This window comes from Arcticibacterium sp. SM2516, from assembly GCF_057914865.1.
In genome coordinates, this window is record NZ_CP195290.1 from 3,584,623 (window position 1) to 3,599,542 (window position 14,920).

At 40.7% G+C, this 14,920-nt stretch carries 7 protein-coding genes, 2 tRNA genes and 3 rRNA genes; 2 read left to right on the top strand and 10 right to left on the bottom strand.

Translation table 11 applies throughout. The annotated features are described in order from the left end of the window. Positions 1-898: 898 nt before the first annotated feature. The 6 genes from rrf to ACSBFT_RS14975 form a co-directional block, all read right to left on the bottom strand. Positions 899-1,010, bottom strand: a 5S ribosomal RNA gene (rrf, locus tag ACSBFT_RS14950). Positions 1,011-1,194: 184 nt separating this feature from the next. Then, positions 1,195-4,020 (bottom strand): 23S ribosomal RNA (locus tag ACSBFT_RS14955). Between the two features lie 162 nt (positions 4,021-4,182). Then, a tRNA-Ala gene (locus ACSBFT_RS14960) sits at positions 4,183-4,256 on the bottom strand. Between the two features lie 38 nt (positions 4,257-4,294). Beyond that, a tRNA-Ile gene (locus ACSBFT_RS14965) sits at positions 4,295-4,368 on the bottom strand. Between the two features lie 213 nt (positions 4,369-4,581). Beyond that, a 16S ribosomal RNA gene (locus ACSBFT_RS14970) occupies positions 4,582-6,099 on the bottom strand. The 16S, 23S and 5S rRNA genes sit together here with 2 tRNA genes alongside, the layout of an rRNA operon. Before the next feature lie 838 nt (positions 6,100-6,937). Then, complete coding sequence (locus tag ACSBFT_RS14975; RefSeq protein WP_489601226.1) at positions 6,938-8,638, bottom strand: DUF6089 family protein; 1,701 nt, start codon at positions 8,636-8,638, stop codon at positions 6,938-6,940. 311 nt (positions 8,639-8,949) lie between these two features. Here ACSBFT_RS14975 and ACSBFT_RS14980 point away from each other — a divergent pair, with 311 nt between their 5' ends. Further along, positions 8,950-10,422: a M28 family peptidase gene (locus tag ACSBFT_RS14980; protein ID WP_489601227.1), complete on the top strand. Its 1,473-nt coding sequence runs from the start codon at positions 8,950-8,952 to the stop codon at positions 10,420-10,422. Between the two features lie 12 nt (positions 10,423-10,434). Continuing rightward, entirely contained in the window at positions 10,435-11,976 is a 1,542-nt protein-coding gene (locus tag ACSBFT_RS14985) for a YifB family Mg chelatase-like AAA ATPase (protein WP_463047473.1), read from the top strand. A gap of 191 nt (positions 11,977-12,167) precedes the next feature. Here ACSBFT_RS14985 and ACSBFT_RS14990 read toward each other — a convergent pair whose 3' ends face one another. The 4 genes from ACSBFT_RS14990 to ACSBFT_RS15005 all read right to left on the bottom strand — a co-directional run bounded on the left by ACSBFT_RS14990 (position 12,168) and on the right by ACSBFT_RS15005 (position 14,856). Further along, entirely contained in the window at positions 12,168-12,863 is a 696-nt protein-coding gene (locus ACSBFT_RS14990; RefSeq protein ID WP_489601228.1) for a hypothetical protein, read from the bottom strand. Then, positions 12,850-13,332: a hypothetical protein gene (locus tag ACSBFT_RS14995; RefSeq protein WP_489601229.1), complete on the bottom strand. Its 483-nt coding sequence runs from the start codon at positions 13,330-13,332 to the stop codon at positions 12,850-12,852. Before ACSBFT_RS14995 ends, ACSBFT_RS14990 begins: the two co-directional genes overlap by 14 nt. Positions 13,333-13,532: 200 nt before the next feature. Continuing rightward, positions 13,533-14,516 carry an ISAon1 family transposase gene (locus tag ACSBFT_RS15000; protein ID WP_489604843.1) on the bottom strand — a complete coding sequence of 328 codons (984 nt, stop codon included), beginning with the start codon at positions 14,514-14,516 and terminating at the stop codon, positions 13,533-13,535. Further along, positions 14,497-14,856, bottom strand: a complete 360-nt coding sequence (locus ACSBFT_RS15005) for an ISAon1 family transposase N-terminal region protein (RefSeq protein WP_489601145.1) — start codon at positions 14,854-14,856, stop codon at positions 14,497-14,499. The genes ACSBFT_RS15000 and ACSBFT_RS15005 overlap by 20 nt, the downstream gene beginning before the upstream one ends. Positions 14,857-14,920: the final 64 nt, after the last annotated feature.

A 14,920-nucleotide genomic window follows, 5' to 3' on the forward strand; every position in this document is an offset into this window, starting at 1 on the left:
TAAACAATCAATTAACTCTCCCTCTCGAAACTACAAAAGTATACGAATTTCGGACATATTTAACCATACCAGATAACGTTATTTGGCAGACCCAAATATTCAAAGACTATTTCGAATCAGAATACGGCAAATCTAAGTATATCCATTTTCGCCCTCACCTTTCCCTAAATACTTATGTCCTATGAGAGTCCAAATTCAAACAATTTCATTCCGAGTTAGCATTTTTTCTAAGCACCCTACCGGTCATTGAAATATAGATGGATTTGATTTCTACCCTAACTGTGGAACAATTTGTCTAAAGATTGAGGAAACATTAGTGCTCAAGCAATTTACATAAGCACTAAATACTTGGTGCAGGAGAAATCGCTTACTAAAATACAAGCCTACTAACCTATCGCTTCTTACATTCACAAGACCATTCATGATAAGGTAATCCGTGACTTCTTATCTAGAGAATATAAAATAAATTTTAAACTAGAAAAACTAACTAGCATTCAAGTAATATCCAATGACTGCAAGTATCTTATAAGAAATACGCAGATTTAGACATAGGTTTTCAACAATAGTCAATAAGAAGGCTCACGTACAAAGCTTTGGTATGGATTTTCTGTTTTTAAACTGAAACTATCAAAAGCTCCAATTCTGAACTTCTACATTTTGGTGAACATTCTGAAAATATCCTATTATCCCAACTTTTGTAAATGTTCTAAGTACATCCAATAGTTATTGAAAGGTACTTCTTGACCTAAAGTACTTTAGTAAAATTTCATAAAAGAAAAGCAACACTAGCGTATGGAGGATTAATAAAAGATGGCGAAACGCGTTGTTCCCCTATCTGCTCGAGCATTCCTTAAACGCAAAAAAGTCGCTAGATTGCTCTAACGACTTTTTAATAAAAATGCGGCGTCTACCTACTCTCCCAGGTTTGATCCAAGTACCATCGGCGGTTCGGGGCTTAACTTCTCTGTTCGAAATGGGAAGAGGTGGACACCCGTCCTATAAACACCATCAAATCTTCAAAGACTAGCCTTCAGCAATCTGCTTTGGGCAATTAGCCTTAATTTCTTTTGATGAATTTAGTTTATATCTAAATCAACAATTTGACATTAATGAATTTCATCTTTGATACCTTAAGCCTCAAAAACTAAATTCCATTGTGATGATGAAAGACTGAGTAGAATAAATTATTATAAAAAAGAGAGCTTATCGGTTCATTAGTACTACTCGGCTACATACATTGCTGCACTTACACCTATAGCCTATCTACGTCGTAATCTCCAACGTTCCTCTATGGAAGTCTCATCTTGAGGTGGGTTTCACACTTAGATGCTTTCAGTGTTTATCCCGTCCATACGTAGCTACTCTGCCGTGCCCTTGGCAAGACAACAGATACACCAGCGGTATGTCCAATTCGGTCCTCTCGTACTAAAATCAGAGCCTCTCAAACTTCCTACGCCCACCACAGATAGGGACCGAACTGTCTCACGACGTTCTGAACCCAGCTCGCGTGCCACTTTAATGGGCGAACAGCCCAACCCTTGGGACCTTCTCCAGCCCCAGGATGTGACGAGCCGACATCGAGGTGCCAAACCTCCCCGTCGATATGAGCTCTTGGGGGAGATCAGCCTGTTATCCCCGGAGTACCTTTTATCCTTTGAGCGATGGCCCTTCCATACAGAACCACCGGATCACTATATCCGTCTTTCGACCCAGATCGACTTGTTGGTCTCTCTGTCAAGCTCCCTTTTGCTATTGCACTCAACGCACGGTTACCAACCGTACTGAGGGAACCTTTGAAAGCCTCCGTTACTCTTTTGGAGGCGACCACCCCAGTCAAACTACCCACCAAGCAATGTCCTCCCGCTGGGAGTTAGGAAACAGATAAATAAAGGGTGGTATTTCAACAACGGCTAACCGACGCCTAGCGACGCCGGATCACAGCCTCCCACCTATCCTACACATTATTTACCCAGTCCCAATGCTAAGCTATAGTAAAGGTTCACGGGGTCTTTCCGTCCCGTGGCGGGTAGACGGCATCTTCACCGTCACTACAATTTCGCCGAGCTCACGGCTGAGACAGTGCCCAGATCGTTACACCATTCGTGCAGGTCGGAACTTACCCGACAAGGAATTTCGCTACCTTAGGACCGTTATAGTTACGGCCGCCGTTTACTGGGGCTTCAATTCAGACCTTCGCATTGCTGCTAAGCCCCCCTTTTAACCTTCCAGCACCGGGCAGGTGTCAGGCCATATACGTCGACATTAATCTTCGCATAGCCATGTGTTTTTGCTAAACAGTCGCCTGGGCCATTTCTCTGCGGCCTCCATTTTATTATGGAGGCTCCCCTTATCCCGAAGTTACAGGGTTAATTTGCCTAATTCCTTAGCCGTGAATCACTCGAGCACCTTAGGCTTCTCGCCTCGACTACCTGTGTCGGTTTGCGGTACGGTCTGTTATAAACTAGAGCTTAACGGCTTTTCTTGGAACCTTGTCCCCCTGTTCGGTTTGGCCTAAACCTCCCCTCAACGCACTATTCCGTCAGTACGTACAAAGCTTCAAAATCCGTCCCCGTGTCGCATTTATAACAGGTTCAGTAATATTAAACTGATTCCCATCGGCTTCTGCTCTCGCATTATCCTTAGGATCCGACTAACCCTCCGTTGATTAGCATAGCGGAGGAAACCTTAGTCTTTCGGTGTGCATGTTTCTCACATGCATTATCGCTACTTATTCCTACATTTGCTTTTCTGTACGCTCCAGCATCCATTACCAGACACATTCACTGCATACAGAATGCTCCCCTACCACTTGTAATAAATTACAAATTCTAAGCTTCGGTACTATACTTTATGCCCGTTTATTATCGATGCCCGCCCCGCTCGACCAGTGAGCTGTTACGCACTCTTTAAATGATTGCTGCTTCCAAGCAAACATCCTGGCTGTCTCTGCAGTCAGACTTCCTTAGTTCAACTTAGTATAGATTTAGAGACCTTAGCTGTAGATCTGGGTTCTTTCCCTCTTGGACTTGGACCTTAGCACCCAAGCCCTCACTGCCGGTTATATCTTGTCGCATTCGGAGTTCATCTGAATTTGGTAGGATGTGACTCCCCCGCATCCAATTGGTAGCTCTACCTCGACAAGACTCAACACCGACGCTGTTCCTAAAAACATTTCGGGGAGTACGAGCTATTTCCTAGTTTGATTAGCCTTTCACCCCTACCCACAGTTCATCCAAACACTTTTCAACGTATACTGGTTCGGTCCTCCATTCCGTGTTACCGGAACTTCAACCTGACCATGGGTAGATCACTAGGTTTCGCGTCTACAGCATGCGACTAAACGCACTGTTAATACTCGCTTTCGCTTCGGCTTCGGTACTTCATACCTTAACCTTGCCACATACCGTAACTCGTAGGATCATTATGCAAAAGGCACGCCGTCACTCTATAAAAGAGCTCCGACCGCTTGTAAGCGTACGGTTTCAGGTTCTATTTCACCCGGGTATTCCCCGTGCTTTTCATCTTTCCTTCACAGTACTAGTTCACTATCGGTGTCTCAGGAGTATTTAGCCTTAGCTGATGGTGCAGCTGAATTCAGAGGGGGTTTCACCGGCCCCCACCTACTCAGGATACTGCTCGTCCGATTTCATTTACTTTTACGCGGCTCTCACGCTCTACGGCTCACTTTCCCAAGTGATTCAAATTGAAAAATCTTCCTAAATGCAGTCCTATAACCCCGACATTGCCGTAACAATCTCGGTTTGGGCTTCTCCGCGTTCGCTCGCCACTACTTGCGGAATCACTCTTGTTTTCTTCTCCTATGGGTACTTAGATGTTTCAGTTCCCCACGTTCGCTTTCTATTAGATAGAATTCTCTAACTTCATTAGAGAGGGTTGCCCCATTCGGAAATCTACGGATCAATACAAATGTGCTGTTCCCCGTAGCTTATCGCAGCTTATCACGTCCTTCTTCGCCTCTGAGACCCTAGACATCCTCCATACGCTCTTACATAGTTCTCTTAAATAATTCTTTCTTCTCAGTCTTTCTCATCATGTCAATGAACTCTTATCTAACTACTTATCGATTACAACCCTTATTGGAAGTGATTGTAATACTTCGTTAAATCTGAAGTATAGCTACTTAACGCTATACCTTAATTTTTTATAGGCAATTATGCCTCGTGGAGAATATCGGAGTCGAACCGATGACCCCCTGCTTGCAAAGCAGGTGCTCTAGCCAGCTGAGCTAATCCCCCTCTTTTCGCTTAGATAATCATATCCTCGCTTACTAAAGTGGGCCTGCGTGGACTCGAACCACGGACCTTTACATTATCAGTGTAACGCTCTAACCACCTGAGCTACAGGCCCGTTGCTTTGAGTCGCTACCTAAAGGTCGCTCACTCAATTCTCTCTTTAATGTCAACCTATTGAATATATATATAGACGAAACCTCTTTCTATCTCGCGATAGTTACTCGTATTTCTACAAGTAGTCGCATTGTTATTGCTAACAATACTTTGTCGTTGAACTTTCTCTTGTTTATTTCTTCCGTTCTAATAAATTAAAACAGAATATCTCTAAAAAGGAGGTGTTCCAGCCACACCTTCCGGTACGGCTACCTTGTTACGACTTAGCCCTAGTTACTGATTCTACCCTAACGAAGTCTTTAACCTTCCGCTTCAGGTATACCCAACTTCCATGGCTTGACGGGCGGTGTGTACAAGGTCCGGGAACGTATTCACCGCATCATGGCTGATATGCGATTACTAGCGATTCCAGCTTCATAGGGTCGAGTTGCAGACCCCAATCCGAACTGTGATTGGCTTTTTGTGATTGGCTGACTATTGCTAGCTCGCTGCACTCTGTACCAACCATTGTAGCACGTGTGTCGCCCTAGGCGTAAGGGCCATGATGACCTGACGTCGTCCCCTCCTTCCTCTCTACTTGCGTAGGCAGTCTTAACTGAGTCCCCATCCGAAATGCTGGCAACAGTTAATAGGGGTTGCGTTCGTTGCGGGACTTAACCCAACACCTCACGGCACGAACTGACGACGGCCATGCAGCACCTTGTTTCGCGTCATTGCTGACTGATCTATCTCTAGAACATTCGCTCACATTCTAGCCTAGGTAAGGTTCCTCGCGTATCATCGAATTAAACCACATGCTCCACCGCTTGTGCGGACCCCCGTCAATTCCTTTGAGTTTCACCGTTGCCGGCGTACTCCCCAGGTGGATTACTTATCGGTTTCCCTTGGTCACTGAATGTATATCTCCAACAACTAGTAATCATCGTTTACGGCGTGGACTACCAGGGTATCTAATCCTGTTCGCTCCCCACGCTTTCGTGCATCAGCGTCAGTGTATCTACAGCAAGCTGCCTTCGCAATAGGTGTTCCTTCTGGTATCTATGCATTTCACCGCTACACCAGAAATTCCGCCTGCCTCCTGATAACTCAAGCTCTTCAGTTTTGATGGCATGTAAAACAGTTGAGCTGCTACCTTTAACCACCAACTTAAAAAGCCGCCTACGCACCCTTTAAACCCAATAAATCCGGATAACGCTCGCCACCTACGTATTACCGCGGCTGCTGGCACGTAGTTAGCCGTGGCTTATTCCTATGGTACCGTCAATGTGCCTCGCAAGGCCCTTTTCTTCCCATATAAAAGCAGTTTACAACCCAGAGGGCAGTCTTCCTGCACGCGGCATGGCTGGTTCAGACTCTCGTCCATTGACCAATATTCCCTACTGCTGCCTCCCGTAGGAGTCTGGTCCGTATCTCAGTACCAGTGTGGGGGTTACTCCTCTCAGAGCCCCTAAAGATCGTAGCCTAGGTGAGCCGTTACCTCGCCTACTAGCTAATCTTACGCATGCCCATCTCTATCCAATAAATCTTTCAAATTAAAATGATGCCATCTCAATTATTATGCGGTATTAATCCAAATTTCTCTGGGCTATTCCCCTGATAAAGGTAGGTTGCATACGCGTTACGCACCCGTTCGCCGGTCTCAGGAAATACAAGTACTTCCCTACCCCTCGACTTGCATGTATTAAGCCTGCCGCTAGCGTTCATCCTGAGCCAGGATCAAACTCTCCATAGTAAATTACTATTTTAAAAAGTTCCTTGACTCAAGGTCCGTCTATATATATATCAATAAGTTAATGAACTTTATCCTACTTAACGTCTCCGTTTTTGTAAGCTAGATGAGCTTCTTAACGCCCTTCCTTTTCTTTATTTTTTTCCGTTCCTTTCGTAACGGGGTGCAAAGATGAAGGATTAAATTTTAAACACCAAAATAAATTTGATATTTTTTTTACTTTTCTTTTTCCCTCCCTCAATCACCATCTTCGCTTAGAACTAAACCCCAAACGATTCTCCGTTTTGGGATTGCAAAGATACAACTATATTTTATTCCCAAACAAGAATAAAATCGAAATAATTAAAGAATAAAACATAAAGAAATATACCCTTCACAAAATCAGCAACTTAACAGCCATATAAAGTTTTCTCTCGCTTTAATTCCTTCTGAGAATCCTCGTCATATTAAACCAAAACCTTGTTCTCTAATGAACCAAGGGCATTTTGTGCTAAGCTCAAAATGCATTAATCAATATCTTAATAAACTAAACACCGCTAGGAAATAGTCCCACAACAAAGCCATTCTTGATAATACACCTGCCAAACAAATAGAACAATCCTCCACGCCATGCGGAAAACAAAACCAACCCCATTAAACCCACGCTAACAAGCCATAGACAAGGAACACACAGATGAACATCCTACGCCCAATTACGCCAAGGTGTAGGGCTCATTAATACTTTAAATAAAGATGCCTTAATCAAATTCATTTCGCCCTAATTCAGTCCAATTCCTAAAAACGCAAAAAATCCAGTTGACTTTCATCAACTGGATTTCATAAAGAACCTTTAAAGCTTAGTTTACTTTAACAAGAACTCAATTCTTGTACCTGTTCTTTTACCTTCCGCATTGGTATAATAACTTGCTGTATCTTCATCACCAAATCCGTCATAAGACACTCTTGATTTAGTTAAACATTTCTTTTGAAGGAAATATGTATATATAGCACATGCTCTAAGTTTGGCTAATCTAATATTAGTAGCACTAGAAGCTCCATCATTATATGCATTGATATGTATCGCAGCGTCAGAACATCTTGCCAACAAATCACAAACTCTTTGAAGAGACTTATAAGATGATGGGCGTAATTTATTTGTTCCACTATAGAATTCAATTTGCTGTGCAGCATAATTTAACTCATCAAGTTCAGAAGCTGTAATTTCACAACCGCTAGCTGTTCTATATCCTAAAGCAGGAGCTACTCCGTTAACGTAACCTTCTGGACAACCTTGGTTTGAAATAAGACCAGGAACATCAGGACAAAGGTCTTTGTTATCAGGAACACCATCTCCGTCAGAATCTGGACAGCCATCTGCATCACCAGCTACATTTATACAATCATCTTCGCTATCTGCTACTCCATCTCCGTCAGAATCTGGACAGCCATTAGTAGCCGCAGGACCTGGAGAGTTTGGACAATCGTCATCTTTATCTGCAATGCCGTCTCCATCTGTATCTGGGCAACCTCTCAATTCAATCACACCAGCTAAGTCTGGACACTCATCATCTTTATCTGCAACGCCATCTCCATCTCTGTCTGGACAGCCATTCAAAGCTGCTAAGCCATATAAAGTTGGGCACTCATCATCTTTATCTGCAATACCATCTCCATCTGTATCTGGACAACCCTGTAAAGAGGCCGGACCTGCAATAGTAGGACACGCATCAATATTGTCTGGAACACCGTCACCATCTGTATCAGGGCAACCTTGAAATTTACGTAAGCCTGGAATATCAGGACAAATATCACATTTGTTTACAGTCCCGTCCTTATCACTATCTTTATCTCCGAATCTATATGAACCAGTAAGTAATCCTATGAAATAACCATCATTACGTTGGTCATTTGCTGCCATACTGATACCATCTAGGTAATCTGAAAAAGAATATCTGTAACCACCTTCTGCACCCACAGCAAAACGTTCTGCCACATTCCATTTAACACCTAAACCAAAAGGAATAACCGCAGCAAACTTCTTTAAGCTAGCAGCATCCGCAGCGATATCACGAGGCAAAGGAGGAAAAGTAGTTCCTGACTGAACAGTAACCGTTGGTTTTGTATAAGTCATACCAATTCCACCGAATAGGTAAGGAGCAAGTGTTTTTCTTGTGATTCCTTCACAAGTAATACTTCTCTCTTTAAAAGGATATATTTCACCTAATATGGATGCCTCTACTAAAGGAGTTTTAAATTTTAACCCTCTGTAATCCCAATATCCATCAGGTTGAGAAAAATCATTTCCTGCAAGACCCCCTACAAGAATTTGAGGACGTACTGCGAAGTAATCACTCAAATGTCTTCTTGCGAAAAGTCCTGAGACAATTCTATTTCCTGCTGCATAGGGCATGCTACAGTGTACATCGCCGAAGTATTGCGTTATACCTAAGGGAACTCCAATTTCCCAAGGATACGGCTTACAAACTTTACAAGTATCTTGTGCTTTTAAAGAATAGCTTGCTAAAGTTAAAACAGCGATAAAAGCTAATATACCTTTTTTCATGTGTTCTTTTTAATAGTATAAATTTCTAATAACGGATTACAAATGCCAAAATTAAACTTATAAAAGTTAAAGTTAAGGCGAAAAAACTAATTTCAACGAAATTAATTTTAAAACAAAAAAATTTTATGGGGATAGATATACTAAGAGTGTCTGCCCACCAAGTTTCACAAAAAAAAATGAAAAAATCAAATCTAATGGTTTTTAATCTATAATAATAAAGATAAAATCAAACTAAGTGACAGCTATTGACCTTTATTAGGACTTAGAATAGGTTTTTACTCAATAAAAAACTTAATTCGGGTATAATTTCTATGAAGAAAAACATTTTAACATCCCTGGTTGCTTTTTGCGTTCTTTTCTCATCCTTCTCTAATTTGGATAAGAAAAGAGCATCTATATTTACGGATATAGCACAAGATGTATCCAAAAACAGTAAGGCCTACGAAAAACTTCAGGAAGCCATCAAAATCAGTACACATCGTTTAACGGGTTCTGAAAACGGAAAAAAGGCAGAAGAATTTGCACTAAAGACTTTCAAAGATTTTGGATACCAAAATGCCCAATATGCTCCTTTTGAAGTAGAATCTTGGTCCAGAAATAAAGTATCGCTATCTATAGTACCCTCTAACAGCGACAACTTTAAAGAGGTCAAAGTGGTGGCTTTAGCTCACTCTCCTATTTCTGCCAATGTTTCAGCTGCTATCATTGACTGCAACGACGGTTTAGAATCTGATTTTGAAAAGCTAAAAGATGAGCTATCTGGAAAAGTGGCTCTTTTTAACATCAATATTCAGTCTGAAGAAAACAAGGGAAAGAAAAATCTGCATCGCTCCGAAAAAACCGCATTGGCTATTAAATATGGAGCTGCAGCAGTTATGATTGCCAATTCTGTCCCTGGTGAAGTTCTCTTAACCGGCACGGCTTCGGTAACGGGCTCTTTAATTGCCATCCCAGCCATCTGTATTTCTTTTGAAAGTGGTAAGGCGATAAGAGCATGGCAAAGCGATGAAAATGATTTATTGGCTCAAATAGAAATGCTGAATTTCAACAAACCCGTTAGGGCAAGAAATGTCATTGCGGAGCATAAGGGTCAAAGCAAATATGAAAATCAAAAAATTGTTATTGGTGCACATTTAGATTCTTGGGACTTAGCTCAAGGAGCTATTGATAATGGTATAGGTGCATACTCTGTCATAGATATTGCAAGAGTTTTTAAAACGTTAAATCTTAAAACTAAAAGACCTATAGAATTTGTACTCTTTATGGGTGAGGAACAAGGCTTATTAGGGTCTAAAAGTTATATTGACAAAGCTAAAGCAGACGGTAGCGTAAAAGACATCGCGTTGATGATGAACCTAGACATGCTGAACAATCCTCACGGATTCAATGCTTTTGGAGACGATAAACTTCATAAGTATTTCCAGGAAATCGGCTCTGAGATTAAAGCCATTGATAAAAATTATGAAAATAAAAATGCTAGCTCTGCAGGATTGCATAGCGACCATCAAACCTTTATGCTAAATGGTATTCCTGTTTGCTCTCCAATGGGAAAATTATCAAAAAGTGCTCTTAACTGTTACCATGCCGACTGCGACAACTTTAGCTTAGTGGATAAAAAGCATTTAGAAAATAATGTAAAATACACCGCCATGATGCTTTATGCTCTGGCAAATTCTGATACACTTCCTAAAAGAAAATCGAGTGAAGAAACTCGCGATTATCTTGTAAGTCAAAACCTTAAGAATGAATTGATCTTAGGTAAAGAGTGGCTTTGGGAAAAATAAAATAAACCACATATGCTGGCAACAACTTTCGGTGCGGCCGTTTATGGCGTAAGTGCCACTTTAATCACGGTAGAAATTAGTATTATAAAAGGTGCAGGTACCAGCGTGGTAGGTCTGCCAGATAATGCCGTAAAAGAAAGCCTTCAAAGAATAGATGCTGCACTAAAAAACGAAGGTTACACGCAAGACAGAAAAAAGACAGTCATCAATTTAGCCCCTGCGGATATCCGAAAAGAGGGTTCTTCCTATGATTTACCCATAGCACTATGCCTAATCAATATTTCTTGTGGTGTTACTTACGCCAAAGAAATATCTGACTATGTCATACTCGGAGAACTTTCACTGGATGGCACATTGAGACCTATAAGAGGGGTGCTTCCTATTGCTATTGAAGCTAGAGCTCAAGGCAAAAAAGGTTTTATATTGCCCAAAGAAAACGCGGAAGAGGCGTCTATTGTCAACAAATTAGATGTTATCGGTGTAGAGACGCTGGACGAAGCCGTTCGTTATTTAAAAGGCGAGTTAGAAATACAGCCTTTGGTAACAGACACTAGAGATATTTTCTACCATACGGTCAATGATTACGAGGCCGACTTTTCTCATGTTCAAGGACAAGAAAACATCAAAAGGGCTTTGGAGATCGCCGCCGCAGGTGGGCACAACGCTATCATGATTGGTCCTCCTGGAGCGGGGAAAACGATGTTGGCCAAAAGGTTACCATCAATCTTGCCTCCGCTTACATTACCAGAGGCTTTAGAAACTACCAAGATTCATTCGGTGGCTGGAAAACTTGGCGGAAAAGCGACACTTATTTCAAAACGACCTTTCCGAAATCCGCATCATACTATTTCTGATGCTGCATTGGTAGGCGGTGGAAGTTTCCCGCAACCAGGAGAAATTTCTTTGGCTCATAACGGGGTATTATTTCTGGATGAATTACCAGAGTTTAAAAGAACAGTTCTGGAAGTGATGCGTCAGCCGCTAGAAGAAAGGAAGGTAAGTATTTCTAGAACCAGACTGTCTGTAGAGTTCCCTTCTAGCTTTATGCTGATTGCCAGTATGAACCCTTGTCCATGCGGATATTATAATCACCCAGACAAAGACTGTACCTGCCCTCCTGGAGCGGTAGAAAAATACTTGAATAGGGTTTCGGGGCCATTACTAGACAGAATTGACCTACATGTGGAAGTGACACCTGTAAGTTTTGACCAAATATCTTCAACCAGAAAAAATGAAACCTCGGCCGAAATAAGAGAACGTGTAGTAAAAGCCAGGGAAATACAGATTGAAAGATTTAAGGATTATCCAGACATACATTCAAATGCCATGATGCCAGCAGAAATGGTGAAAGAGCTCTGTCAAATAGATGAAGCTGGAAAAACGCTTCTAAAAAGAGCCATGGAAAGACTAGGCTTAAGTGCGAGAGCCTACGACAGAATACTAAAAGTAAGCCGAACCATTGCCGATTTGGCAGGTTCTGAAAACATCAGAAACGAGCAACTAGCCGAAGCTATTCAATACAGAAGTTTGGATAGGGAGAATTGGGCTGGGTGATTTTTAAGTCGAAAGTGGTATTCGGCAGTCATGCAAAATCGCGAGACAACCAACTTTACTGAGATTTGATTTGCCCTGATGAATATAATTGAAGTCCGACCTGAAAAACTTTAGAGTAATCCATCTTGAAGTTTCTGATAGCATGCATTTATTTGGATGGTCTCCTGACGGAGATTCTGCTGAAGTAAGGGCTACTCATGTGAATAGTTCTTGCTTCCAAAATTTCTAATTAAGCTAAGGCTTAGTGTTGTAGTTCTAATATTCAAGTGATCAAACTCCAAAGTCTTTTTATTAATAAGGTCGAATGAATAATTGAAATCTAACCCTAAAGTTAGCCGTTTTTTGATTCCCACTTTTCTCCCAAAAGTCAGCTTCACTGCAGACCTATTCATTGGATAACCGAATAGATAATTTGCATCCTGACTAGCTTTAACATCACCATTGGGATAATAAATTAGAAGTTTGTTAATTATATTGAAATCAAGCATTTGTAAATAGGAACCAGACACGTAATAATTTCTTAAATGCCTTATATAATCTACTTTAGTATATATATCAAAACCATAATTAGCTATGAAGAATTTAGTATCATTAATTAAAGGGTCATAAACATCTCTTCTCCTAAATGAATAATTCCTCCTAAAATAACCCAGACCCATACCAATCCACATTTCTCTATAAACTCTTCTGCTTACGTCCAGGCCAAAGCTTTTACCCTTTATAGAGTTATTGTTGTCTTCTCTTAGCCAATATGGTTTGGGGATGTTGACATCAGAAGAGGAGATACCAGAAAAAAAACTTAGCTGCGTAGTACTGTAGTTTTTCTGACCAGCCGAAAAATACGGCTTTCCTAATGTAAATAGCAGAATGACACTAATGATTCGCATCCCAAAAAAGGTTAGGTGAACAAGGTGATGGCTTCAAGTTAAGATGTTGATATTCAGGTCTTAGTTTTGTACAAAACATAATATTGGAGTTTCCTATATATACCATTTGAATGCTATTTTGATTCCTTCCAAAATAGCCTGGCGTTTCAAAACCTAAAGTATCTAAAACTGAATTGTTTATCCAGATATTATCATCTAAAAGCACACGCGTATATAATTTAACCCCTCCTTGAGAGCTAAGAATATATTCCGTATTGTACTCGAAATGTAAGCTGTCGCCGGCGGGTATCGACGTATTAATTTCAATTCTATCGATGGCCGACCTCGGGCCTTCAGGTATCAAATCCAACACAATTTGATTAATCGTGTATTTCGAATAATTGTAATACGTAATCTTAGCAATTTCTGAAAAATTTCTTTTCTCGCAAGAAAGGATCAAAAAGCCTAGTATTAGTAATATAGAAGTCAAAAGCCCGGTTTTAATAATTTTATACATTGAAGGGAAACGAAAAGAGGCCTATAAAACCAACCAATAACAAAAGATATTTTTTCATTTTTATAAATTTTAAAAGTTTGTGCTTCACCATTATATGAGGGCGTTCTGCGGATTTCCCCTTTTCAGTGTGGACTGAAAAAGGGGTCAAGAGCAAAATCTGGGGGATGAGTTCTTTAAGCATAAATTTGACATAGTCTAAATAGGAAGAATTCAATACTCCTGACACCTCTAAACCTAGATCTAAAAGCTTTGATTTTCGCATTGAAAGATTCTGCTGAAGCATTGGTACTTCTATTATCAAAATAATTAAGAATAGTTCTGTAATGATGCTCAAATGTTCGGGCAATTGAATTAAAGGATTTAAAGCCTGCTTGTCTTACTTCTTCATGCCATTTGGCTAGTCGAGCTAAACCATAAGTTTGGTCAGTGGTTTTGTCATAAATCTCGGCTAGTTTAATACCCAGTCCGAAGGCTTTTTCAATATCTGGATAGCGTTCAAATAATAGAGCAGCTCTTTCGGCTTGCGACTTAGACCAGTTTGCTGGTCGTTTATAAAGTACATATCTACCTCTAGCTAAAAGCTGCTTGAGTGTATCGCCATTACTTAGTATCTCAGGTTTATAAGGAGTTCCCTTTACTTTTGCAAGTTCGATGGCATCACTTTCTTGGTCTATAGCCTCCCAACGATGTTTAATTCTCATTTCTTGCACCGCATCCCAGGCTAATTTTTGTACGTGAAACCTATCGGTAACTCGTTTTGCACAAGGAAATGATTTCTTGATTGCCAACTCCATATTAGGAGCCATGTCAAGGGTTACTTCTTTGACTTTCTTACGTTTAGGCTCTGGTATTTTACGTAAGGCTTTTATGATATCAGCCGCCTTAGTGCCTGCTATGATGGCAACAATGCTCCCTTTTTTTCCTTTCGCTTCTTTATTGGTCAGAATAGTATAGAGTTCTCCATCCGAAAGGCTAGTTTCATCTATTGACAGATATTCTCCCATATTTTGTGGGTAGATTAGCCATTCTTTGGCTCTTGGCTTTTGCTTCCAGTTTTTGAAGTCGCTTAAATGATTCTTATACTGCCGCTGTAGTTTCTTCCCATTGAATCCGAAGAACTTGCCAACCGTTTCGACATCAATGGCCTGTGTATCTATTGAATTCTTTTAAAAAAGCAGCAAACTCTGTTGTCATTCGAGTTCCCTGAGCTACTATTTCCCAATTCCTTGTTACGTTCTTTCCTGTTTCCAAATCCTTCCATTTACGACGTTTGACATGAAGGAACACTTTGTAATTACGAATCGGAAAGTCTTGGATGGTTATTTCATCATAGAAGCCTTTTGAATGAAGTTTTAGTTCTGATAATTCCTGTGGAATATCCAACTTCTCTTCTAAGTAAATTCGCAGAATTTCAGTCTTTTTATCCTTATCGACCTTTATCAGATTGAAATTATCGACTAACAATTCGGGCAACAATAGCTTTACTAGTTCTTCCAATTTTATAGATGTTAAATTTCTCCAAAATTCAGAATTTAACAGCTATCCCCCAACTTTTGTTCTT